At 72.3% G+C, this 22,349-nt stretch carries 21 protein-coding genes and 1 pseudogene; 6 read left to right on the plus strand and 16 right to left on the minus strand.

Going from position 1 to position 22,349, the window contains the following annotated elements:
• Positions 1–19 precede the first annotated feature (19 nt).
• From JOD60_RS15630 to JOD60_RS15650, 5 genes are read right to left on the minus strand one after another with little or no spacing between them, the layout of a single operon-like run.
• A complete protein-coding gene (locus JOD60_RS15630) occupies positions 20–1,294 on the minus strand; it encodes an RDD family protein (protein WP_076691527.1) in 1,275 nt (424 codons plus the stop codon).
• The gene (locus JOD60_RS15635) at positions 1,291–2,172 is read right to left on the minus strand and encodes a hypothetical protein (RefSeq protein ID WP_076691528.1); all 882 of its coding nucleotides are present in this window, start codon (positions 2,170–2,172) and stop codon (positions 1,291–1,293) included. Before JOD60_RS15635 ends, JOD60_RS15630 begins: the two co-directional genes overlap by 4 nt.
• Positions 2,169–2,834, minus strand: a complete 666-nt coding sequence (locus tag JOD60_RS15640; protein WP_157127966.1) for a hypothetical protein — start codon at positions 2,832–2,834, stop codon at positions 2,169–2,171. Before JOD60_RS15640 ends, JOD60_RS15635 begins: the two co-directional genes overlap by 4 nt.
• A 28-nt stretch (positions 2,835–2,862) precedes the next feature.
• Positions 2,863–3,180: a hypothetical protein gene (locus tag JOD60_RS15645; protein WP_157127967.1), complete on the minus strand. Its 318-nt coding sequence runs from the start codon at positions 3,178–3,180 to the stop codon at positions 2,863–2,865.
• Positions 3,177–3,407 carry a hypothetical protein gene (locus JOD60_RS15650; RefSeq protein ID WP_198159066.1) on the minus strand — a complete coding sequence of 77 codons (231 nt, stop codon included), beginning with the start codon at positions 3,405–3,407 and terminating at the stop codon, positions 3,177–3,179. Before JOD60_RS15650 ends, JOD60_RS15645 begins: the two co-directional genes overlap by 4 nt.
• A gap of 23 nt (positions 3,408–3,430) precedes the next feature.
• On the opposite strand from JOD60_RS15650, the gene JOD60_RS15655 reads away from it, so the two are divergent.
• Complete coding sequence (locus tag JOD60_RS15655) at positions 3,431–3,928, plus strand: hypothetical protein (protein ID WP_198159067.1); 498 nt, start codon at positions 3,431–3,433, stop codon at positions 3,926–3,928.
• On the opposite strand, the gene JOD60_RS15660 is transcribed toward JOD60_RS15655, so the two are convergent.
• The 5 genes from JOD60_RS15660 to JOD60_RS15680 form a co-directional block, all read right to left on the minus strand.
• Positions 3,888–4,379, minus strand: a complete 492-nt coding sequence (locus JOD60_RS15660; RefSeq protein WP_076691531.1) for a methylated-DNA--[protein]-cysteine S-methyltransferase — start codon at positions 4,377–4,379, stop codon at positions 3,888–3,890. The two genes, JOD60_RS15655 and JOD60_RS15660, sit on opposite strands and share 41 nt — an antisense overlap.
• Positions 4,376–5,875 (minus strand): DNA-3-methyladenine glycosylase 2 family protein, encoded by a 1,500-nt coding sequence (locus tag JOD60_RS15665; protein WP_076691532.1) that lies wholly within the window; start codon positions 5,873–5,875, stop codon positions 4,376–4,378. Before JOD60_RS15665 ends, JOD60_RS15660 begins: the two co-directional genes overlap by 4 nt.
• A 78-nt stretch (positions 5,876–5,953) precedes the next feature.
• Positions 5,954–7,558 (minus strand): bifunctional phosphoribosylaminoimidazolecarboxamide formyltransferase/IMP cyclohydrolase, encoded by a 1,605-nt coding sequence (purH, locus tag JOD60_RS15670; protein WP_076691533.1) that lies wholly within the window; start codon positions 7,556–7,558, stop codon positions 5,954–5,956.
• A gap of 26 nt (positions 7,559–7,584) precedes the next feature.
• Positions 7,585–8,178 (minus strand): phosphoribosylglycinamide formyltransferase, encoded by a 594-nt coding sequence (gene purN / locus JOD60_RS15675; RefSeq protein WP_076691534.1) that lies wholly within the window; start codon positions 8,176–8,178, stop codon positions 7,585–7,587.
• Positions 8,179–8,182: 4 nt separating this feature from the next.
• Complete coding sequence (locus JOD60_RS15680) at positions 8,183–9,766, minus strand: cell division protein PerM (protein ID WP_239541918.1); 1,584 nt, start codon at positions 9,764–9,766, stop codon at positions 8,183–8,185.
• A gap of 78 nt (positions 9,767–9,844) precedes the next feature.
• Here JOD60_RS15680 and JOD60_RS15685 point away from each other — a divergent pair, with 78 nt between their 5' ends.
• Positions 9,845–11,269: an NCS2 family permease gene (locus JOD60_RS15685; RefSeq protein WP_076691537.1), complete on the plus strand. Its 1,425-nt coding sequence runs from the start codon at positions 9,845–9,847 to the stop codon at positions 11,267–11,269.
• Positions 11,270–11,448: 179 nt separating this feature from the next.
• On the opposite strand, the gene sucD is transcribed toward JOD60_RS15685, so the two are convergent.
• The 4 genes and pseudogenes from sucD to JOD60_RS16885 form a co-directional block, all read right to left on the minus strand.
• Positions 11,449–12,351 (minus strand): succinate--CoA ligase subunit alpha, encoded by a 903-nt coding sequence (sucD, locus tag JOD60_RS15690; protein WP_076691538.1) that lies wholly within the window; start codon positions 12,349–12,351, stop codon positions 11,449–11,451.
• Positions 12,352–12,392: 41 nt separating this feature from the next.
• A complete protein-coding gene (gene sucC / locus JOD60_RS15695; protein WP_076691539.1) occupies positions 12,393–13,559 on the minus strand; it encodes an ADP-forming succinate--CoA ligase subunit beta in 1,167 nt (388 codons plus the stop codon).
• Between the two features lie 121 nt (positions 13,560–13,680).
• On the minus strand, positions 13,681–14,439 hold the full coding sequence (locus tag JOD60_RS17245) for a Rieske 2Fe-2S domain-containing protein (protein WP_232321639.1): 759 nt from the start codon (positions 14,437–14,439) through the stop codon (positions 13,681–13,683).
• Between the two features lie 46 nt (positions 14,440–14,485).
• A pseudogene (locus tag JOD60_RS16885) lies at positions 14,486–14,959 on the minus strand (FAD-dependent oxidoreductase); the annotation flags it as partial.
• On the opposite strand from JOD60_RS16885, the gene JOD60_RS15705 reads away from it, so the two are divergent.
• The gene (locus JOD60_RS15705; protein ID WP_076691540.1) at positions 14,958–15,635 is read left to right on the plus strand and encodes a TetR/AcrR family transcriptional regulator; all 678 of its coding nucleotides are present in this window, start codon (positions 14,958–14,960) and stop codon (positions 15,633–15,635) included. The pseudogene JOD60_RS16885 and the gene JOD60_RS15705 overlap by 2 nt on opposite strands.
• A 164-nt stretch (positions 15,636–15,799) precedes the next feature.
• On the opposite strand, the gene JOD60_RS15710 is transcribed toward JOD60_RS15705, so the two are convergent.
• A complete protein-coding gene (locus tag JOD60_RS15710) occupies positions 15,800–17,578 on the minus strand; it encodes an acyl-CoA dehydrogenase family protein (protein WP_076691541.1) in 1,779 nt (592 codons plus the stop codon).
• A 135-nt stretch (positions 17,579–17,713) separates the two neighbouring features.
• Between JOD60_RS15710 and JOD60_RS15715 the strand changes: the two genes are divergently transcribed.
• Together JOD60_RS15715 and JOD60_RS15720 are read left to right on the plus strand one after the other, a co-directional pair.
• The gene (locus tag JOD60_RS15715) at positions 17,714–18,748 is read left to right on the plus strand and encodes an ATP-dependent DNA ligase (RefSeq protein ID WP_076691542.1); all 1,035 of its coding nucleotides are present in this window, start codon (positions 17,714–17,716) and stop codon (positions 18,746–18,748) included.
• 279 nt (positions 18,749–19,027) lie between these two features.
• Entirely contained in the window at positions 19,028–20,344 is a 1,317-nt protein-coding gene (locus JOD60_RS15720) for a threonine/serine exporter family protein (protein WP_076691543.1), read from the plus strand.
• Here the strand turns inward: JOD60_RS15720 and JOD60_RS15725 are convergent.
• A complete protein-coding gene (locus JOD60_RS15725) occupies positions 20,316–20,627 on the minus strand; it encodes a hypothetical protein (protein ID WP_157127968.1) in 312 nt (103 codons plus the stop codon). The two genes, JOD60_RS15720 and JOD60_RS15725, sit on opposite strands and share 29 nt — an antisense overlap.
• Before the next feature lie 521 nt (positions 20,628–21,148).
• Between JOD60_RS15725 and JOD60_RS15730 the strand changes: the two genes are divergently transcribed.
• Positions 21,149–22,348 carry an AI-2E family transporter gene (locus tag JOD60_RS15730; protein WP_076691545.1) on the plus strand — a complete coding sequence of 400 codons (1,200 nt, stop codon included), beginning with the start codon at positions 21,149–21,151 and terminating at the stop codon, positions 22,346–22,348.
• The last annotated feature ends 1 nt before the right edge of the window (position 22,349 follow it).

Raw genomic sequence — 22,349 nt, forward strand, 5'->3', positions numbered from 1 at the left:
TCGCTCATGTCTGCGTCGCTCATGTCTGCAGCGGCGCGATCTGCACCACGTCGGCGGTGCGGTCTCCGAGACGGATCGCGTCGCCCTCGGCGACCGTCGCCGATCCGCCGGAAGCGAGCTCGGTCTCGATGCCGCCGCGGATCACCCCGCAGCCGTTGGTGGAGCGGCGATCGATGATCTCCAGACCCCCCGCGACAGGCTGGATGAGCGCGTGCGTCTTCGACAGCGTGCGAGTGGTGTCGGCGAGGGGAACGGCCTGCGCGCCCGGGTGCGCCGCGACGTCGGGATCGCGGCCGAGCAGGATCGGCGCCGTCACGGGGATCGTCTCCCCGGTATCGAGCCTGAGTGCAAGCCCGACCATCCGGCCGCGGCGTCGGGGACCGGGGGCATCGGCGACGGCCACCGCCGGGGCCGCCGTTGCCACCGCCGGGGCCGGCGTCGCCACGGCCGGAGCGGCGGGCGTCGCCGCGGGCGACGGGGTCGTCGGGTTCACCGGAGCGGATGCCGGTGCCGCGGCCGCCGCGGGCGCCGGCATCGCCGGGGCTTCGGGAGAGCGCGGCACTCCGACGACGCCCGCGCTGATGCGGCTGCCGGGGCGGTATTCCGGCTGCGCAACGGGGTCGCGCGGCGTCGCGAGGGACGGCAGTTCGACGCGCTCGGGGGCCGGCTCCGCCTTGACCGTCTTGCGTGCGACGCGCATGCGCTTCTCGTCATACGGGTTCAGGCCGTGGCGCACGTCGACGAGCCAGACCTTGCCGATACGGTCGTGCCAGCCACGGCCACGCCGCTCGAGGTCGAACGTGGGCGACAGCAGCACGAGCGCGGGGCCGACTGCTGGAAGGATCCCGGATGCCGCCACGATGACGTACCGCAGGAGCACCGCCCAGACGCCCGGGCGCTCCAGGGTCATCACGTTGACGCTGCGGACGCCGGAGACCGCCTTGCCGATGGTGATCCCCTTGAGCCCGTGCAGCATCCACTGCACGACGACGTAGACGAGGGACAGCGCAACGGAGACGGTGGCCATGATGACGGCCAGCACGAAATCGGGATGGTTGACGAACCCGTAGGGCGAGATGGCTCCTGTCGCGAGCTTGAGCAGCAGGGGGATCGCCCCGAGCCACAGCGGCAGCTGCAGGATCAGCCAGATCGCGATGTCGATCGCGAAGGCGAGCGCGCGCCTGCCGAACGGCGCCGGTACGAGGCCGAGGGCGGCGGCGTACGCGGGGTCGGGCCGGCCCTGCGCGTCCAGACCGTCGACGACCCGCGTCTCATGCTCGATCTCCCAGATCATGCCCCGGTGTCTCGCGGTCGCTCGCCGGGCACGAAGTAGCGGGCCGGCGACAGGCCGGTGCGCACGACCGCATCCCCCGCGGCATCCAGGAACTCGGCCATCGTCGCGACGCTGAGCTGGCCGGACGGGTCGGCGATGATGACGTTGTCCACGACGGGGAGCAGCGTCGCGGTGCCCTTCGGCCAGGTGGCGAAGGTGACGGTGACGCCGTCGTCGAGCACGCGGATCTTCGGGTCGGCGATATGCACGTCGGGGCGCTGCAGCGCGACCGTCTGCGCTTCATACGCGCGAACGCTGAACAGGCGCAGCACGCGCTCGAACCGCGGGCGGAGCGACGGGACGCGCTCGCGCCAGTCGAAGGGCGCCCAGGCATCGTCCTGCAGGACGATCGGGTGGGCGCTGACCAGCGGGCCGCCGGCGTCGTAGAGCTCTTCGGCGAGGTCCAGCGCGCGGGTGAGCGCGGCCTCGTCGTCGGCGCCGACGAGGACGACACGATCCCGCGCGAGGGCGAGGACCACGGGCGCACCGGACAGCTGACGGCCCGCCAGCCGGGCGGGCTCCAGGAGGATCGCCGCGGCATCCGCTTCGTCGGTGATGACGGTCGCGCCTTCGACGGCGTCGGGAAGCGCCGTGGCGGCTCCCAGCGCGGCGAGCAGCGCCTCGCGGAACGGCTGCGGCCACGCGTCGGCCTGGCCCTCGGTCACAGCCGTGGCTGCGCCGTCTCGGCGTTCGTCGAGACCGACGAACAGATCCCCGCCGACGTACTCGACACGCGGGTGCGCCGGTCCCGGCGCCGTCACCGACAGCACACCCAGCTGGCTCGCGCCGTAGATGTGCGGCACCAGCGCCACCCCGATGCCACCGATCGTGTCGGTCATCCGTCCCGCCCCTCGTCTTGCGTTCGCTTCAGATTATCCGGTCCCGCCGCACCGCCCCCGGCGACCTCGACGGCGTCCGCCCACGACCAGGCGAGGTCCATCGGGGGGAACCGCTTCGGCGCCCGACGCTCCGATACCCAGCCGATCGGCACGACGTGCAGAGCCATCGCGCGCACCGGCGCCGGGATCGGGTCACCATAGACGACCAGCACCAGCGCCGCGTCCTTCGATCCCCACCAGTCCGCGCGGCGCGCTCCCGTGCTCACCAGTTCCCGCAGATACGCGCTCCACAGATCCGGGTCCTCGAGGTCAGGAATGATCGGAACGCCGTGCGCGTACTCCGCCCACGCTCGAATGCTCGACCAGAGTTCGCTGCCCCGTCGCGACAGTTCGCCGTCGACGGGCTGGCCTTCGGTGAGCGGATTCCACATCAGCGGGATGATCCACGCATCACCGCGCGCCAGTAACGGCACGCCGTCGAGCAGCCGGCTCCTCGACGGGTCTGCCTGCACGTCCGGATCGACCAGCTGCAGATCAGCCTCTTCGATGATCCTCCCGCCGGATGCGACCAAGGTGTCCCCGCTGAACGACACGACGGCTCCCTCGAGCACCGCATCCGGGGTGAGGGCTGAGTAACGACGTGCCCCGGCGTGATGATTCATCAGCTTGGCCGAGCCTCGCGTCGCTTTCTCATCGCCAGTTGTAGGTGAACGTCCAGTAGAGGGCTTCGAGCGCTGCCGCCGATAGCTCCGGATGACGCTCTGCCATGACGGCCTGCGCCTCGCGCCCGCCCTCCGAGAGCGACCGCGTCGTCCAGTCCACGGGCACGGCGAGGCACTCAGCAACGAGCGCCTTCACCGTCGCCAACAGGTCAGGACGGCCCACGGCGCCCGCCAGCGTCGCGACGGCATCCTCATCGGTGCGCGGGAAGGAGGACCTGCCCTTGCCCAGATAGGCGATGACCGCCTCGCTCAGTCCTTCATCCACCACAGCGTCTCCCTCGCTCATTCCGGCCAGATCACAGACTCAGCCAGAGTGTCCGGATCCACCCGGATCACCCGGGTGACGTCGTCGTTCGCCTTCAGCCTGTCCAGCTCCCTCCACCAGACGGCATCCGGTCGCAGATTGTCGCCCAATACTGCGCGCACCTCGCCCGAAGCGCCAGCCGCGTAGGCCTCCGACGCACGGGTCCAGGTGTCGACGACAGCCGGGTTGTCGGCATCCCACTCCGGCATCTCGATCCCACGCGAATCGATTGGTGAGCATCGCGACGAGCGCGATCATGGTGGTCGTCACATCGACGATGACCTTGATCTTCAGCGCGAGCACCGGGCCGGCGGCGACCTCGATCCCCGCCGGCACCGGGCCGAGCAGGTCGAGCAGCTTCTGCAGGTTCTGCGAGCGGTTCGTGTTCCAGGCGCTCACATACGCGGGCCCCGGCCTGCCCCTGCAGCGCCGCCGCGAGGTCGCCGTTGACCTTGCGATCCATGGCCTGCAGCTTGCCCTCGAGGTCGTCGCGGAACGTTCCGACCATGTGCCCGCCGCGGCGCAGCTCGTCCTCGTCGATGTCGGGCCACTCGAATCCGAGTTTCTCCATCACCCAGATGAGTTCATTCGGCAGCATCATTCCCACGGTGCCACCTCCCTGCGAAGACCCTACTCGACCGCGGCGGAGGCCCTCGATGGGGAGAACTCCCCATCGCGCGGTCCCGGCGTCAGCCGGCTGCCGCCTCGCGGGTCAGGAGCGCGCGCTTGACCTCGAGCCCCCACGCGAACCCACCCAGCGACCCACCGGTGCGCAGCACCCGGTGGCACGGCACGAACAGGGCGGGGGCGTTGCGGGCGCAGATGGATGCGGCGGCCCGCACGGCGGCGGGGCTTCCCAGGGCGGCGGCGAACTCCGCATAGGTGAGCGGTGCGCCCGGCGCGATTGTGCGCAGCGCCGCCCACCCGGCGCGCTGCAGCGCCGTGCCGGTCTGCACCACCTCGACATCGTCGATGGCCGCCAGATCGCCGTCGTAGTACGCCCGCGCGGCGGCCGCGGCATCCGCCTGGCCCTCGCGCGCCTCGGCGGGCGGTGACGCGAGCCGGGCGAGGATCGCGGCGGGGTCGGCGGTCCACCCGCTCGCCAGCACGCGCTGCCGGTCATCGGCGAGGATCGTGAAGGCGCCGTCGGGCGTGTCGATGGTCTGGATCGTGGCGGTCATGTCGTCTCCCGGCGTTGCGGTTTCAGGGTGGGTGTGCTCGCGCGCCAGAGGTGCGCGGTCAGGTAGCTGCGCCACGGCGCGGTGCGTGCGGCCCACTCCGCGAAGCCGCGCGGGTCGGCGGGGATGCCCGCCGCTGCGGCACCGGCGCGGACGGCGACATCGCCGGGCAGGGTGGTGTCGGGGTCGCCGAGCACCCGCATCCGCACGTAATCCGCCGTCCACGGCCCGATGCCGGGCATCGCCAGCAGCGCCGCCCGCTGGGACGGGCCGTCGTCCCCGCTCGTGAGCGTCAGCGTCCCGTCGGCGAGCGCCGCAGCGGCGCCGGTGACGGCGCGGATGCGGGCGGCAGGCCCGCGCAGCACCTCGGCACCGCGCTCCGCGATCGCCGCCATCGTGGGGAACAGCCGGTCGAGCCCGTCGTGGCCCTCGATCCGCTCCCCCAGCGCGTCGGTCAGCGCCGTCAGCGCCGTCGTCGCGGCCGCGACGGTGATCTGCTGGCCGATCATCGCGCGGATGAGCATCTCGTGCGGGTCGGCGGCGCCGGGCACGCGGATGCCGGGTACGCGCGCCACGAGCGGCGCGATCTCGGCGTGGGTCGACAGCGCGGCATCCACCGCGATCGGGTCGGCGTCGAGATCGAACAGGCGGCGGGCGCGGGCGACGAGCACCGGCAGGTCGCGGAGGTGCGCCAGGCGGGCGCGCAGCCGGACGCGCCCGGCTGCGTCGACGCGCAGTTCGAACCACGCCGGCCCACCGGGCAGGCGCAGGGTGCGGGCGAAGCCGTCGGCCGTGGTCTTCTCCGCGCCCGCGACGGTGCGGGCCGCCATCCAGGCGAAGAGCCCCCGGGCGTCGAGGGGACCGCGGTGCGGCAGCACCAGATCGATCGCGCCGAGCGCGGCCGCACCGGCCCCGGCGCTCGCCGCCGAGGGGCGTCGCGCGCGCAGCGCGAGCGGGGTCATGCCGAACACCTCGCGGATGGTGTCGTTGAACTGGCGGACGCTCGCGAATCCCGCCGAGAAGGCGACGTCGGCGGCTGGCAGATCCGTCGCCACGAGCAGCATCCGCGCGGTGTGAGCGCGCTGGGCACGGGCGAGGGCGAGGGGACCCGCACCGAGCTCGGCCGTCAGCAGCCGGGTGAGGTGGCGCGACGAGTAGCCGAGCCGGGTGGCAAGGCCGGGCACGCCCTCGCGTTCGACCACCCCGTCGGCGATGAGCCGCATCGCCCGGCCGGCGACGTCACCGCGGAGGTTCCACTCCGGTGACCCCGGCGCCGCCTCGGGCAGGCACCGCTTGCACGCGCGGTAACCCGCCTCATGCGCAGCCGCCGAGGTCGGGTAGAACGTGACGTTCGCGGGTTTCGGGGTGCGCGCGGGGCAGCTCGGCCGGCAGTAGATGCCGGTCGAGCGCACCGCCGTGACGAACTGGCCGTCGAACCGCGCGTCGCGCGCGTCGATCGCGCGGTAGCGCTCGTCGAAGGTCATCGCGGCGGTGGACATGCCTCCAGCCTGCCACCCGCCGCGACCTGGCGCTCGCGGTTTTCGGACACGACGGTGACGCGTCCGAGAAGCGCCGCGTCAGTGGAAGAAGTGACGCTCGCCGGTGAAGAACATCGTGACGCCCGCCGCGCGCGCGGCGTCGATGACCTCCTGGTCGCGCACCGATCCACCGGGCTGCACGATGGTGCGGATGCCGGCGTCGATGAGCACCTGCGGGCCGTCCGCGAACGGAAAGAACGCGTCGGATGCTGCGACGGACCCGGCGGCACGGTCCCCCGCACGCTCGACGGCCAGACGGCACGAGTCGACGCGGTTGACCTGGCCCATGCCGATGCCGACGGTCGCCGACCCCTGCGCGAGGACGATCGCGTTGCTCTTGACGGCACGGCAGGCCTTCCACGCGAACGCGAGGTTCGACTTCGCGTCGTCGGCGGGCATCTCACCGGTGACGAGCTCCCACCCGTCGACGAGCGACACGATCTCAGCCGGGAAACGATCGGCATCCTGCAGCAGCAGCCCGCCCGACAGCAGCCGCACATCCATGGGCTCCTGGCGCCAGTCGGCGGGCAGGCGCAGCACGCGCAGATTCTTCTTGAGCTTGAAGACCTCCAGCGCCTCGGGCTCGAAGTCGGGGGCGACGATGACCTCGGTGAAGATGTCGCGGAGATTCTCGGCCATCTTCAGCGTGACGGTGCGGTTGGCGGCGATGACGCCACCGAACGCCGACACCGGGTCGCACTCGTGCGCACGCAGGTGGGCCGAGGCGATCGGGTCGAGCGCGTTCGGAGCGGCGATCGCGATGCCGCACGGGTTCGCGTGCTTGATGATCGCGACGGCCGGCTTGACCATGTCGAAAGCCGCCCGCAGCGCGGCATCGGCGTCGACGTAGTTGTTGTACGACATCTCCTTGCCCTGCAGCTGCTCGGCCTGCGCGATGCCGTGACCGCCGACGCGGGTGTAGATGGCGGCGCGCTGGTGCGAGTTCTCGCCGTAGCGCAGCGTCGAGAGGCGTTCGGCGCGGATCGTCAGGTGCTGCGGCAGATCCTCGCCCGCGAGCGTCTGCTCGGCGAACCACGTGGCCACGGCGCGGTCGTATTCGGCGGTGTGCGCGAAGGCGCGCGCGGCGAGGTCGCGGCGCTGCGCGAGCGACGTGCCGCCCTGGCCCACGGCCTCGATGATCGCGGGGTACGACGAGGGCGAGACCACGATGGCGACGTTGGCGAAGTTCTTCGCCGATGCCCGAACCATCGCGGGACCGCCGATGTCGATCTGCTCGACGACGGCGTCGCCGGTCGCGCCCGAGGCGACGGTCTCCACGAACGGGTACAGGTTCACCACGACGAGCTGGAACGGCTCGATGCCGAGGTCGGCCAGCTGGGTCTCGTGGTCCTCCAGTCGGAGGTCCGCGAGCAGCCCCGCGTGCACGCTCGGGTGCAGCGTCTTCACGCGGCCGCCGAGCGATTCGGGGAAGCCGGTGATCTCGGAGACGTCCGAGACGGCGATGCCGGCCTCGCGCAGCAGCGCCGCGGAGCCGCCCGTCGAGACGATCTCCACATCCGCGGCCTGCAGCGCCTGCGCCAGGGGCAGCAGGTCGGTCTTGTCGCTGACCGAGACGAGTGCGCGGCGGACGGGCACGACGTCGCGGGGACGGTAGAGGGCGGGATCGACGGCGGGACCGGCCATGCGGGACTCCAGGTTCGGGTTGGGGTTCAGTGAGGTTCGGGAGCGGGTAGCGCGAGGTCGCCCGCCGCAATGGCGCGGACCACCTCGATGAGCAGGCGCCGCTCGACGGGCTTGATGCGCTCGTGCAGGGTGTGCTCGGTGTCGCCGGGCAGCACCGGCACGCGCTGCTGCGCCAGGATCGGGCCGGAGTCCACACCGTTGTCCACCACGATGACGCTCGCGCCGGTCTCGGCGACGCCGGCGGCCAGCGCGTCGCGGACGCCGTGCGCTCCGGGGAATTCCGGCAGGTACGCGGGATGGGTGTTGATCAGGTGGGGCGCCCAGGCGTCGACGACGGATGCCGGCAGCAGCCGCATCAGGCCGCTCAGCACGACCAGGTCCGGACTCCACACCTCGAGCTGGGCCTGCAGTTCGCGGCCCCACTCCTCGCGGGTCTCGAACTCGCGGAACGGAACGAGGAAGGTGGGGATGCCGAAGGCCTCCGCGTGGGCGAAGCCGTCGGCCTGCCGGTCGGCGCCGACGACGACGACCCGTGCGGGGAATCCGGGGTCGGCGGCCGCCTCGAGAAGGGCCCGGAGATTGGAGCCGGTGCCCGAGATGAGAACGGCGACCCTCAGCACCCGGTCAGTCTACCGGCGGGCGCGGACCGCGCTGCGGCCCGCCGTCGTCGCCCGGGTCGGCGGTGTCCGGGTCTCCGGCGTCCGGACGCGCGCCGTCCGGACGCGCGTCGTCCGGACGCGCGTCGTCGAGAAAAGCGGGATCCAGGAGGGCGAAGGGCTCGGTCTCCTCATCCGATGCCGACGTTGTCGACATCGGCGCCGACGTCTGCGCCGCTGCCGCTGCCGCTGCCGCTGCCGCTGCCGGCGCGACCGTGGCATCCGCTCGCGCCGTCGCACCGGCTGTGGCCGTGACAACCGCGGTGACGAACAGCGCGTCGGCGAATGCCGCGGCATCCGTCACGGCCTCGTCGTCCTCGGCGGACCGGGTCTGCGCGCGGACACCCGCGGAGGCATCGGTGCGGGCGGGGCCGAACAGCGCGATCGCGGCACCGACCGCCAGCTCGAGGGCGACGGCGAAGGCGAACGGGCCGGCATCCGGGCCCGTCTCGGTGAGCCGGCCGGGCCCGATCGAACCCGACGCGCACGCCGCGAGCAGCGCCGCGGCCACGCCGCCCAGCACCGCCAGCGCCGCAAGCACGGTCAGCCGTGGGGCGGCACCCTCCCCCTGCTCGGGGGCCAGGCGCGCTCGCGCGACCGCGCCCGCGACGAACCCGACCGCGACGATCGCCAGCGCGAGCAGCAGCAGCCAGGACGAGGGCGATTCCGGGATGAGGCCCAGCGCGGGAACGCCGGGGACGAGGCCGAGGCTCGTTCCCGCCGGCGCCACCGTCGTGCCGGTGCCGACCGCGAAGCCCGGCCCTGCGGCGAACGCCGCTCCCCACACGACGAGCGTCGGCAGGTAGGCGAGCTGTCCGAGCGCGATGATCGTGGCGCCGGTCGCGTCGACGTGCGCGGCTTCGAAGAGGGCCACCACCTCGCCCCCGCGGGTGATCGTCGCGACGGCGACCAGGAGCGCGCCCACGCCGACGAGCCCGGCTACGGCGATGCCGAGCGCGCGGGCGGATGCCGCGGGCACCGCCGTCCACCGCGGGTGCGCGTCCAGCCGGTCGCGCAGATCGTCGATGAGGCCGTCGTCGCCGTGGCGCCACGCGCCGACGAGCGCACCGCTCAGCGCCGGCAGGGCGAACACGAGCGTCGGCAGCAGCAGCGACTGCCAGCCGTAGACGGCGGCGACGGGGTTGCCCGCCGTCGCCCACATGCCGGCGGCGAGCGCCGCGAAGGTCACCGTCCCCGCGCCCACGCCGACCAGCCACGCGCCGGCCCGGGCCGCGCGCGCGCCCGACCGTGCCGCGAAGACGGCGGTGAACACGGCGAAGGCGAGGGGCGCCAGCGACACGACGAACCGGGCGCCGTCCACCGGGATGCCGGTGGCGATCAGGTAGTCGTCCCCGAGGGTGATGTGCAGCGGGACGAGGTGCCCGAGCTGCCACACACGCACCGCGGCCGGCCACAGCGCACCCCAGTCGGCGGTGCCGCCGAGGCCGAGCACCCAGAAGAGGGTCAGCGGTGCGAGCGCCGCGGCGACGCCGACGGCCGCCGCGATCACAGCGTCGATGGCGGCCAGGACGGCGACGAGAAGGCGGTTCATGCGGCTTCGACCCTAACCTCCGTCGGTGCCGGTCGTCGGTGGCCCCGCCGACCCAGTACGTTTTTCGCAGGAGGATCAATGTCAACCACATCCGCGGCCACCCGCCGTCCCGCCGAGCAGGAGCCCACCGGCGCCCTCGACCGCTTCTTCGAGATCACCCGCCGCGGCTCCACCGTCGGAGCGGAGGTGCGCGGGGGCGTCGTGACGTTCATCACGATGGCCTACATCGTGATCCTGAATCCGTTGATCCTCTCGACCCCCGATGTGGAGGGGACGGTCCTCGCCGGCAGCGCGGTCGCCGCCGCCACCGCCCTCACGGCGGGTGTCATGACGGTGCTGTTCGGCCTCATCACCCGCCTGCCGTTCGCGTTCGCCGCCGGCCTCGGCATCAACGCGTTCCTGGCGTTCTCGGTCGTCGGCTCCGTCTCGTGGCCCGAGGCGATGGCGCTCGTCGTGATCAACGGTGTCATCATCGTGATCCTCGCCGCGACGGGACTGCGCAAGATGATCTTCGACGCCGTGCCGGTTCAGCTGAAGCTCGCGATCACCGTCGGCATCGGCCTGTTCATCGCGTTCATCGGCTTCGTCGACTCGGGCTTCGTCACGGCGACCGAAGGCGGATCCCCGCCCGTCGGCCTCGGCATCGGCGGATCGGTCGCGACCGTGCCGACGCTCCTGTTCGTCATCACCCTGCTGCTGGGCGGCGTGCTCATCGCACTGCGCGTGCGCGGCGCGATCCTGATCGCCCTCGTCGCCGGCACCGTGCTCGCGGCGATCGTGAACGCGATCTGGCCGTTCGGACTCGACTTCGGCTTCTCGGGCGGGATCGTCTCCCTGCCCGACCTCAGCCTCGTCGGCAAGGTCGACTTCGCCTTTGACCTCGAGCGCGTGAGCGTCGTGGCGCTCATCATGTTCGTGTTCACACTGCTGTTCTCGAACTTCTTCGACGCGATGGGCACGATGACGGGCCTCGCGAAGGAAGCCGGTCTCGCCGACGAGAAGGGCGACTTCCCGCGCATCAAGTCGGCGCTGGTGGTCGAGGGCGTCGGCGCGATCGTCGGTGGCGGCACCTCGTCGTCGTCGGCCACGGTCTTCGTCGAGTCGGGCGCTGGCATCGCTGAAGGCGCCCGCACGGGTCTCGCCTCGGTCGTCACGGGCGGGCTGTTCCTGCTCGCGATGTTCTTCACGCCGCTGACGTCGCTCGTTCCCGCCCAGGTCGCCGCGGCGGCCCTCGTGCTCGTCGGCGCGATGATGCTGGCGCAGATCAAGAACATCGACTTCAGCGACTTCCGGGTTCTGCTGCCGGTATTCCTCACGGCGACGGTCATGCCGATGACGTACTCGATCGCCAACGGCATCGGCGCGGGCTTCGTCAGCTGGATCGTGCTGCACGCGTTCTCGGGCAAGGCCAAGACGATCCATCCGCTGCTGTGGGTGGTCGGCGTCGGGTTCGTCCTGTTCTTCGCGCGCGGCCCCATCGAGGCGCTCTTCGGGGTCGCCTGACCTCGCCGCAGCCCCCGGCATCCATCGCCGAGTGCGCTGGTTCGCGCCGAGCGCGCCCGTTGCGCGCCTGTTGCAACCGGCCCGCTCGGCGCGAACGGGCCCGCTCGGCGACGTAAGGGGGCGGGGCACGAAGAAGGGGTCCGGATGCCGCGGCATCCGGACCCCTTCTTCGTAGCGGGTTACAGCGTCTCGATGATCTCGCGCATCAGGGCGGCGGTCTCGGACGGGGTCTTCCCGACCTTGACGCCAGCGGCCTCGAGGGCCTCCTTCTTCGCCTGCGCGGTGCCCGCCGAGCCCGAGACGATCGCGCCGGCGTGGCCCATCGTCTTGCCTTCGGGAGCGGTGAACCCGGCGACGTAGCCGACGACCGGCTTGGTCACGTGCGCCTTGATGTACTCGGCCGCGCGCTCCTCGGCGTCGCCGCCGATCTCGCCGATCATGACGATCGCCTTCGTCTCGGGGTCGGCCTCGAACGCCTCGAGGGCGTCGATGTGCGTCGTGCCGATGATCGGGTCGCCGCCGATGCCGATCGCGGTCGAGAAGCCCAGGTCGCGCAGCTCGAACATCATCTGGTAGGTCAGCGTGCCCGACTTCGAGACGAGGCCGATCGGCCCCTTGCCCGTGATGTTCGCGGGCGTGATGCCGACGAGCGCCTCACCGGGGGTGATGATGCCGGGGCAGTTCGGTCCGATGATGCGGGTCTTGTTGCCCTTGCTCTTCGCGTACGCCCACGCCTCGGCGGTGTCGCCGACGGGCACGCCCTCGGTGATGACGACGAGGAGGGGGATCTCGGTGTCGATGGCCTCGACCATCGCGTCCTTCGTGAACGCCGGCGGCACGAACGCGATCGACACGTCGGCGCCGGTCGCCTCGATGGCCTCGGCGACGGAGCCGAAGACCGGGAGCTCGACCGCGTTGCCCGCGGCATCCGTGTGTGAGACCGTCGTGCCGGCCTTGCGCGCGTTGACGCCGCCGACGACGTTGGTGCCCGCCTTCAGCATGAGCGCGGTGTGCTTGGTGCCCTCGCCGCCGGTGATGCCCTGGACGATGACCTTGGAGTCCTTGTTGAGGTAGATCGACATTTCTGTTCTCAGTCCTTGTGTCTCAGCTGTCTCAGCGCGGTTCAGGCGTTCGCCAGCTCGGCGGCCTTGTCGGCGCCCTCGTCCATGCCGGCGGCGAGGGTCACGAGCGGGTTGTTCGCGGCGGCGAGGATCGCGCGGCCCTCTTCGACCTGGTTGCCGTCGAGGCGGACGACGAGGGGCTTCGTCGCCGTGTCGCCGAGGATCTCGAGCGCCTTGACGATGCCCTCCGCGACCGCGACGCACGACGTGATGCCGCCGAACACGTTGACGAAGACGCTCTTGACCTGCTCGTCGCCGAGGATGACATCCAGACCCGCAGCCATGACCGTCGCCGAGGCGCCGCCGCCGATGTCGAGGAAGTTGGCGGGCTTCACGCCGCCGTGGTTCTCACCGGCGTACGCGACGACGTCGAGGGTCGACATGACCAGGCCCGCGCCGTTGCCGATGATGCCCACCTGGCCGTCGAGCTTGACATAGTTGAGGCCGGATGCCTTCGCCTTCGCCTCGAGCGGGTCAGCGGCATCCTTGTCCTCGAGCTCTTCGTGCTCGGGGTGACGCACCTCGGACGCGTTGTCATCCAGCGACACCTTGCCGTCCAGGGCGATGATGTTGCCGGAGGCGTCGAGGATCAGCGGGTTGACCTCGACGAGGGTCGCGTCCTCGCCGGTGTAGACGTTGTAGAGCTTGACGAAGACGTCGGCGACCTTGGGGGCCAGCTCGTCGTCGAAGCCGCCGGCCTTGGCGATCTCGAGCGCCTTCGCGGCGTCGATGCCGGTCAGCGGGTCGACCTCGACCTTGGCGAGCGCGTCGGGGCGCTCCACCGCGAGCTCCTCGATCTCCATGCCGCCCTCGACGCTCGCGAGCGACAGGTAGGAGCGGTTGGAGCGGTCCAGCAGGACCGAGAAGTAGAACTCCTTCTCGATCTGCGCGCCCGCCGCGACCATGACGCGCTTGACGATGTGGCCCTTGATGTCCAGGCCCAGGATGGCCTTCGCGGCCTCGTAGGCGTCCTCCGGGGTCTTCGCGACCTTGACGCCGCCGGCCTTGCCGCGACCGCCGGTCTTGACCTGAGCCTTGACGACGACGACACCGCCGAGCTTCTCCGCGGCCGCCTTCGCCTCCTCAGGAGTGTCGGCGATGATGCCGGCGAGCACCGGCACCTCGTACTTTTCGAACAGGTCACGTGCCTGGTACTCGTAAAGATCCACGCGCAATCCTCCGCTGGGCGTCTGTGGGTTTTCGGGGTGTCCCGCTGCCGAAGAAATCTCGATGTCGAGAGATCGACCGATCCCCCAGCCTAATACGTGCACCTGGGTGACTCGACCGGGCTCACTCCGTCTGCAGGGGCGCTTCCGCGTCGCGCGACACGGGTTCTCCCGCGGTCCGCGGCAGGCGCGCGAGGTCGGTGAGGGCCGGCCCCTCGATGCGCCGGCCGTCGGGCGCGAATCGCGACGCGTGCAGGGGACAGTCCCACGTGCACTCGGCGTCGTTCCACTCCAGCACGCCGCCCAGGTGCGTGCACACCGCCCGCACGGCGCGCGTGCGTCCGCCGACGGTCGAGACCCCCACCGGGACGACGCCGCGGTGGGCGATGACGCCCTCGCCCTCGGTCGGCCGCGGCACGGGAACCGGGCGACGCGCGGCGCCGATCCAGCCGGATGCCGCGACCCGCGCCACCGCGACGTTCTCCGCGCCGCCGCGCGCGAGGTCCGCCGGCACTGTCAGGCGGGTGCCGAAAGCGCGCATCCACGCCGACCGCTCCCGCCACGGCACGCCGGTGATCTCCGCGGCGATCCGCAGTGCGGCGGCGGGGGCGAGCGCGAGGCCCCACTTGCCGTAGCCGGTGGCGAACCACACCCGGCCGCGGGTGCGGGGCATGACACCGATGAACGGGATGAGGTCGTGCGACTGGTAGTCCTGCGCCGACCACCAGGTGACCGGCTCGGCGCCGGCGAAGTGCGCGCGCGTCCAGGCGACGAGGTCGTCGACCGCGGCCCGTTCGGAGCCCTGCCGCCCCGATGGCGACCTGATCGTCGAGCGCCACGGCGTCGGCGACCGGGAACGGGAGGTCGCGCTCCGGCATGACACGGTGCACCGGGAGCCCGGCCTCGGCGGCCGCGGCGGCCTCCGCCGCGACGTCGGCGGCGCCGGCCGCGGTCTGCGCGTACGAGTACGCGGTGCGTCGCGAGAACGGGACGCCCTCGGCATCCGCGAACGCCGTCAGCCACGCGGCCCCCTCGCTGTTCGCCTCGACGTAGGCCCGGACGAGGGATGCCGGGTGGTGCGCGCGCAGCGTGGACATCACCGTCCCCTGCAGCAGCGACACCTTGCCCGTGTTGGCGCCGCTCGTGAGAGAACCGGGGGTCCCGGCATCCACCACCGTGACGTCGCGACCGGCGCGGCGCAGCAGCAGTGCCGTCACGAGCCCCGTGAGGCCCGCGCCGACCACCAGCACATCGGCGTCTCGCGGGCGGCCGGGGGTGGTGGGGAGGGGGTGCGCGCCGCGGCGCCACAGCGAGGTCGGCTCCGATTCCATGCCCTCCACGCAACCGGCACGACGGCCCGGCGGCAACCGCCTTGACAGGCCGCGCGTTAGGCTCACCGTCATGAGTGACCCCGCGCCCACCTCCGCCCGCGACGCCGTCGTGGCCGCCGCGCTCGACCTGTTCGCGACGCACGGGTTCGAAGCGACGTCGGTCGAGCAGATCGCACAGGCCGCCGGGGTGTCGCGCTCGACGTTCTTCCGGCAGTTCGGCGGCAAGGACGACGTCGTCTTCAGCGACCACGACGTGCTGCTCGCCCAGCTGCGCGAGTTCCTCGCGGTGGCGGGGCGGGAACCGCACGAGAACCCGTGGGCGGCGGCGTGCGCGGCATCCGTCGAGGTGTTCCGTCACTTCGCGGCCGAGCCCGAGCTCGCCCGCCGTCGTTATGCGGTCGTGCGGCAGGTGCCGGCGCTGCGCGAGCGCGAGATCGTGACGGTGTTCCAGTACGAGCGCCTGTTCGACGAGTACCTGCGCTCCGCGCTGCCGGGCCTCGACCCCGTGGACGCGGTCGCGTTCTCGGCGGCGGTCACCGCGGTGCACAACCATGTGCTGCGGCGGCTGCTGCGCGGCACCGAGGACATCCCCGAGTCGGTGCTCACCGACGCCTACGACCGGCTGATGCACCGCTTCGGTGTGCACCCCGGCGGGGACGAGGCCCAGGAGGACGATCTGATCGTCGCGGTCTTCCCGCGGCGCATGCCCGGCGCCGAGGTCGCCCGCCGGCTGCGCGAGTCCCTATAGCCCGCGCCCTGGTGGTGCCCGCGCGGCGCCGTAGCCCGAACCCTTACCCCTGGGACGAACCCTCACCCCCGAGCGCGCCCGGGGATGAGGGTTCGGCGGGGAGGTAAGGGTTCGACGAATGCGCGCCGCCCGGCGCTCAGGTGCCCGGGCCCCGTGGCCGCCGGTCAGGCCGTCTCGCCCGAGGCGACCGTCTCGGCAAGCGCGTGCACCCGCGGCAGGTGGTGGGCGCCGTAGAAGTCCGCGAGGGTGAGCCGGCCGGCATCCTCCGCCGCGGCGTCGTCGTGCGCGGCGACAGCGACGACGGCCAGCCCGTGCATCCACCCGCCGGCGAGCACGCCGAGCAACATGAGGTACGGCACGCTCACAGCGTGCGCGTCGCGGGGCGACTCGGCGAAGCCGATGAGGTCGGCGGTGGCACGGCGGGCGGATGCCGCGGCGCGCTCGAGCCGGTCCGCGGCACGCCCGGCGACCGCGCCCGTCGCCCCGGCGGTCGCCCCCTCGTCCCCGGCAGCCGCCCCCGCGTCCGCCGCGCCGGCGACGGCCCGCAGATCCGCCACCGTCTGCTCCACCTGCGCGAACAACTCCGCCGCGGTGGCGCCCTGGTTGCGGATCACCTTCCGCCCGATGAGGTCGTTGGACTGGATCGCCGTTGTGCCCTCGTAGATCGGCATGATGCGCGCGTCGCGGTAGTGCTGCGCGACGCCCGTCTCCTCGATGAACCCCATGCCGCCGTGCACCTGGATGGCGTCGCTCGTGAGTGCCACGGCATTCTCGGTCGCCCAGCCCTTGAGGATCGGGACGAAGAACTCCGCCAGCGGCAGCAGCGCGGGGTCGGACTCGGCGCGGTCGAACAGGTCGGCGACGTACACGCCGAGCGCGCGCATCGCGAAGACGTCGCTGCGCATCGACAGCAGCAGACGCCGGACGTCGGGGTGCTCGGCGATGGGGGCGACGCCGTCGCGTCCCAGCACCCGACCCTGTATGCGATCGGCGGCATATGCCTGCGCCTGCTGCAGCGCACGGTCGGCGATGCCCGTCGCCTGGAAGCCCATGCCGATACGCGCGGAGTTCATCATGACGAACATGCCCGCCAGTCCCCCGCCGAGCTCGCCGACGAGGTAGCCGGTCGCGTCCTCGTACGACAGCACGCAGGTGGGCGAGCCGTGGATGCCGAGCTTGTGCTCGAGCGCGACCGTCGTCACGGCGTTGCGCGCGCCGAGCGTGCCGTCAGGATTGACGAGCACACGGGGCGCGACGAACAGCGAGAGCCCCTTCGCCCCGTCCGGCGCGCCGGGGGTGCGCGCGAGAACGAGGTGCACGATGTTCTCGGCGACGTCGTGGTCGCCCCACGTGATGAAGATCTTCTGACCGCGGATCGCGTACGAACCGTCCTCCCGCGGCGTCGCCATCGTGCGGATCGCCCCGAGGTCCGTCCCCGCATCGGGCTCGGTGAGGTTCATCGTGCCGGTCCACTCGCCGCTGACGAGCTTCGACAGGTAGGTCTCGCGCAGGGCGTCGGATGCCGCGGCATCCAGCGCGTGGATCTGCCCGGCCGTCAGCAGCCAGCACAGCGCGAACGCCGCGTTGGACGCGTTCCAGATCTCCCCGAGGCCTGCGCGCACCGAGCCGGGCAGGCCGTCGCCTCCCGCGGAGACGGGAGCCTCGGCGGTGACCCAGCCCGCCTCGACGAACGCACGATACGCCTCGGCGAAGCCTGCGGGCAGGCGCACGTCGCCGTCGACCAGCCGCGCACCTTCGCGGTCGCCCGCTTCCTGCAGCGGTGCGAGGACGGAGGCCGCGAACTCGCCGGCCCCGGCGATGATGTCGGTCGCGTCCTCGGCGGTGAGCTCGCCGCCGGTCGCGCGGGCGACGACGTCGAGGCCGAACGCCTCACCGTACAGGAAGGCGTAGTCGGCGACGGGGGGCTGGTACTCGGTGGCCATGGGTCCTCCTCGGTGAGACTCCGGCCCATTCTACCTGAGACTCAGTCCCACGGCGTGCGGCTTCGGGACGCGCAGGCGGCTCGGGAATCTGGCATCCGAGGACCATTTGCGCTCGTCGAACGCCAGACTGGCCCCATGTACGAGATTCCGGCGCCGATGCTCGCGAAGTCCGTCCCTGCCATCCCCGACCCGGCGAAGACGCCCGGCGGCCTGTCGTTCGAGCCGAAGTGGGACGGGTTCCGCGCCCTCATCGCCTGGGACGGCACCGATGTCGAGATCGGCTCGCGCGGCGCGAAGCCGCTGACGCGCTACTTTCCCGAACTCGTCGCCGCGTGCCGCGCGCTGCTGCCAGAGCCCTGCCTGATCGACGGCGAGATCGTCGTGGCGGCCGGCGACCCGGCTCGGCTGCAGTGGGAGCTGCTCTCGCAGCGGATCCACCCGGCCGCTTCGCGGGTGCGGATGCTGAGCGAGACGACACCGGCGATGTTCATCGCCTTCGACCTGCTCGCCCGCGGCGAGCGCGACCTGCAGCCCGAGCCGTTCCGGCTGCGGCGAGCGCAGCTCGAGGACCTGCTCGACGGCGTCCCCGCCCCGATCCACATCACCCGGACGACCGGCGAGCGCGCGCTCGCCGAGCGCTGGCTCGCGCTGTTCGAGGGAGCGGGTCTCGACGGCGTCGTCGCCAAGCCGCTCGATGCCCCGTATGCGCCGGGCAAGCGGACGATGTTCAAGATCAAGCACGCCCGCACCGCCGACGTCGTGCTGCTCGGCTACCGGGTGCACAAGAGCGGCAGCGGCGTCGGCTCGCTGCTGCTGGGCCTGTACGACGAGACCGGCGAGCTGCAGAGTGTCGGCGGCGCGTCGGCCTTCAGCGACGCCCGGCGCCTCGAGCTCGTTGACGAGCTGGCACCGCTCGTCGAGACGGATGCCGCGGGTCACGCCGTCACCGGACAGACCGACCGGTCGCGGTTCACGGCGTCGAAGGACACTTCGTTCGTGCGCCTGCGTCCGGAGCGCGTGCTGGAGGTGCGCTACGACCAGATCGAGGGCCGCCGTTTCCGCCACACCGTCCAGTTCGACCGCTGGCGCCCCGACCGCGATCCCCGCTCGTGCACGTACGACCAGCTCGAGCAGGTCGCCGCGTACGACCTCGCCGACGTGCTGACCTGACGCCGTCGGCCCCGGACGCAGCTTCGGCCCGCGCAGCACCGCGCGGGCCGAAGCCGGTCTCCCGCAGGCGGGCCCGCACCGGCGCCGGAGTCCGGCGGCCTGCCGCGCGGGCCCGATTCTGCGGAGGTGGCGGTAACCCGCCTTCCTTGACCACGACGATAGCGGGCGCCGCCGGAGGCCCGATGGGCCGGCGACCGTGAATATTCCGCCGCCGTCACCCCACTGTTTTCCCTGCCGCGGCGGGTGCGCCCGGGGGCGTCGCGGTGCGAGGATCGGAGCATGGCCGACGCCCCCGACGCCCCTGACGGGCCGGACCGCGACGACGATCCGGTGCCCACCCACACGCAGGAGCTGCGGCTGGAGCCTGTGCAGTTCATCGCGCGGACCGACGCCGTCACCCGGCTGGGCGCCCTCATGCTGGGTGCCGGCGCGTCGTCTGCGCGCGTGCGCGACAGCATGGAACGCGCCGCCGGCGCGCTCGGCATCGAGCAGCTGCACTGCCGTGTGGGCATGACCGACATCGTCGCGACCGCCGGGCGCGGGCAGATGTTCCGCACCCGCGTGGCGGAAATCCGCCAGCCCGCCGTCGACGCCGATCGGCTGACGGCGCTGAAGCGACTGACGAACGAGCTCGTCGACGGCACGACCCCGGCCCAGCTGCAGGCGCGACTGACCGAGATCGAGCGGATGCCGCGGCGCTCCTCCCCGGCGCTGCGCGTCGTGGCGGCGGCGCTCGCGTGCGCCGCGTTCGCGCTGCTGAACAACGGCGGGTGGCAGGAGTTCGTCGCGGTCGGCATCGCCGCCGGGGCCGGTCAGGCCGTGCGCATGGCCATCCATCGCCTCCGCACCAACGAGTTCCTGACCGTGTTCGCCTCGGCCGTCACGGCGCTGCTGGTGTATCTCGCCGTCGCCGCGGTGTTCGTGCTCGTCGGCCTTCCCGGCGCTCAGCACGACGCGGCGCTGACGAGCGCGGTGCTGTACCTGGTGCCCGGCTTCCCGCTGGTCACCGGCGCCCTCGACCTCGCGCGGCTCGACCTGAACGCCGGCATCGCGCGCGTCACCTACGCGGCGCTCATCCTGCTCGCGACCGGGACTGCGGTGTGGGCGGTCGCGACGATCTTCCACGCCACGGTCACCCAGACCGCCGCGCCCGAGCTCGGCGAACCGCTCCTCTCCCTCATGCGGCTGATCGCCGGGTTCGTCGGCGTGCTGGGGTTCGCGGCACTCTTCTCGACCCCGTGGGCGATCGCCGTGACGGCCGCCGCCCTCGGCGCGGTCGCCAACGTCGGCCGCCTCGCCCTCGTCGACGCGCAGGTGAACCCGGCCGTCGCCGCCGCAGCGGCGGCGCTGGCGGTCGGCCTCGGCGCGTACCTGTTCGGCGACCGGCTGCGCGCGGCGCGCGTGACGCTGACCGTGCCCGCGGTCCTCATCATGGTGCCCGGCGCCGCCGCCTACCGATCGATAGCCGGCGTCATCGGCGGTGACACGCTCGCAGCGATCCAGAACGCGATGACGGCGCTGTTCGTCGTCGTCGCGCTCGCCATCGGCCTCACCGTGGCGCGGGTCTTCACGGAGCGGGAGTGGGGTTCGCGCTGACGACCTGCGGCCGGGAGCCCCGCGCACGGCGGCGCCGGATCACGAGCCAGACGACGACGCCGGCCACGACCGCCAGCAGCACGATGCCCGTCCACGACACCGCGAGCACCTGGAAGCCCGACGAGACCGGCCCGGGTGCGTCGACGGCATCCTGACCCGCCGCGAACCCGGTGACGTGCACCCGACCCGACAGCAGGACCACCGGCCACGCCTCGGTCTCGACGGTGACGGTGGCCTCTCCCGCGGGCAGCACCTCGTCGGTCACCGCCGACGCCGTGACCACGCCGGGAGTCGACACCTCGCCGCGCGCGCCGAGGCGCACGTTGCCGGGGTTCTCGACGGTGTAGGTGACCGAGAGGATGCCGGGGGCGAACGGAATCCACGACGGCGTGAACGTCGCCCGCGGCTCGGCGACGGCCAGCCGCGGGTGGCGGCGTCGAACTGGTTGTAACCGGCCCCGTCGGAGATCATCACGATGATGTTCTTCGGTGTGGTCGGCGCTGCGGCGGTCGCTCCCACCGCGGGGATGACACCGCAGGCGAGACCTGCGACGGTTCCCAGGACGGTCAGGCGCCGTGCGGGCCCGAACGTGCTCGTAGACTTGTTTCCTCGTTCCGTGTGTGCGTACGTGACGTGACGCGGTCCCGGATGGCCCGGGCCGCACCTCCACCGTCCCGAGCGCCCGGTGGCCTCTCGGAGACATCGGAGGGAACCGCCGGTGAACGGATGCCGACGCAGGTCCCGGCCGCCGCGCAGGTTGTCAACCCACGCCGGCGGGCACGCGGCATCGGTTAGCGTCGGAGCATGGGACTGTTCAGCTCAGCGCCGAAGACCGTCCGCGTCGACACCTCCGCCACGGCCCTGCGGGTCGCCGCCGGCGGCGGCAAGCCGTGGAGTCTGTGGTCCGACGGGCTCGGCGTGCTCGCGATCCGCGCGTTGCAGATCATGATCGTCGTGGCGATCGCGGCGGCGATCATCGTCGGCATCCAGCAGGTCACCGTTGTGACGATCCCGCTCGTGCTCGCCCTCATCTTCGCCTCGGCGTTCGCTCCCGTCATGACGTGGCTGCGCCGGCACGGCGTGCCCTCGCTCGTGGCCACGCTGATGGCGCTCCTGGCGATCCTCGTGATCCTCGGCGCGGTGTCGTGGCTGATCGTCTGGGCGGTCCGCGACCAGTGGGACACGCTCTCCGCGCAGGCCGAGGCGGGCTTGCAGGACCTTCTCGCGTGGGGCCGGACGCTGCCGTTCGACATCGACCACGACCAGATCGACGAGTGGATCGCGCAGCTGCAGAGCTTCGTGACTAGCCCCCAGTTCGGCTCCCGCGCGATCGCCGGGGTGAGCGCGGTCGCGAACTTCGTCACGGGGCTCGTGCTCATGGTCGTCATGCTCTTCTTCTTCCTGAAGGACGGCCCGCAGATGTGGGCGTTCCTCCTGCGCCCCTTCCGCGGTGATAACTACGAGCGCGCGGTGCGCATCGGCGACAAGACGGTGCAGACCCTCGGCTCCTACGTCCGCGGGACGGCGACGGTCGCCGCGGTCGATGCCGTCGGCATCCTCATCGGACTGCTCATCCTGCAGGTGCCGCTCGCGATCCCGCTCGCGGTGCTGGTGTTCCTGCTGGCGTTCATCCCCATCGTGGGTGCGACCCTCGCCGGCATCCTCGCGGCCCTCGTCGCGCTCGTCGCCAACGGCTGGGTGATCGCGCTCCTCGTGGTGGGCGTCGTCGTGCTCGTCAACCAGCTCGAGGGGAACCTCCTGCAGCCGGTCCTCATGGGCCGGTCGATGAAGCTGCACCCGTTCGTCGTGCTCGTCGCCCTGACGATCGGGACGGTGCTGTCGGGCATCGCCGGCGCCGTGCTCGCGGTGCCGATCACCGCCGTCGCGTGGGGCATCGTGCAGGTGTGGGACGGGCCTCACACGCCCGCGCGCTGGGCGCGCCCGAAGCATCGCGAGGACGCCGCGGCCACCCGCGCCCGCATCGCCGACGCGCCCGTCGCGTAGC

Source organism: Microbacterium aurum (genome assembly GCF_016907815.1).
In the GTDB taxonomy this organism is placed as follows: Bacteria; Actinomycetota; Actinomycetes; order Actinomycetales; family Microbacteriaceae; genus Microbacterium; species Microbacterium aurum.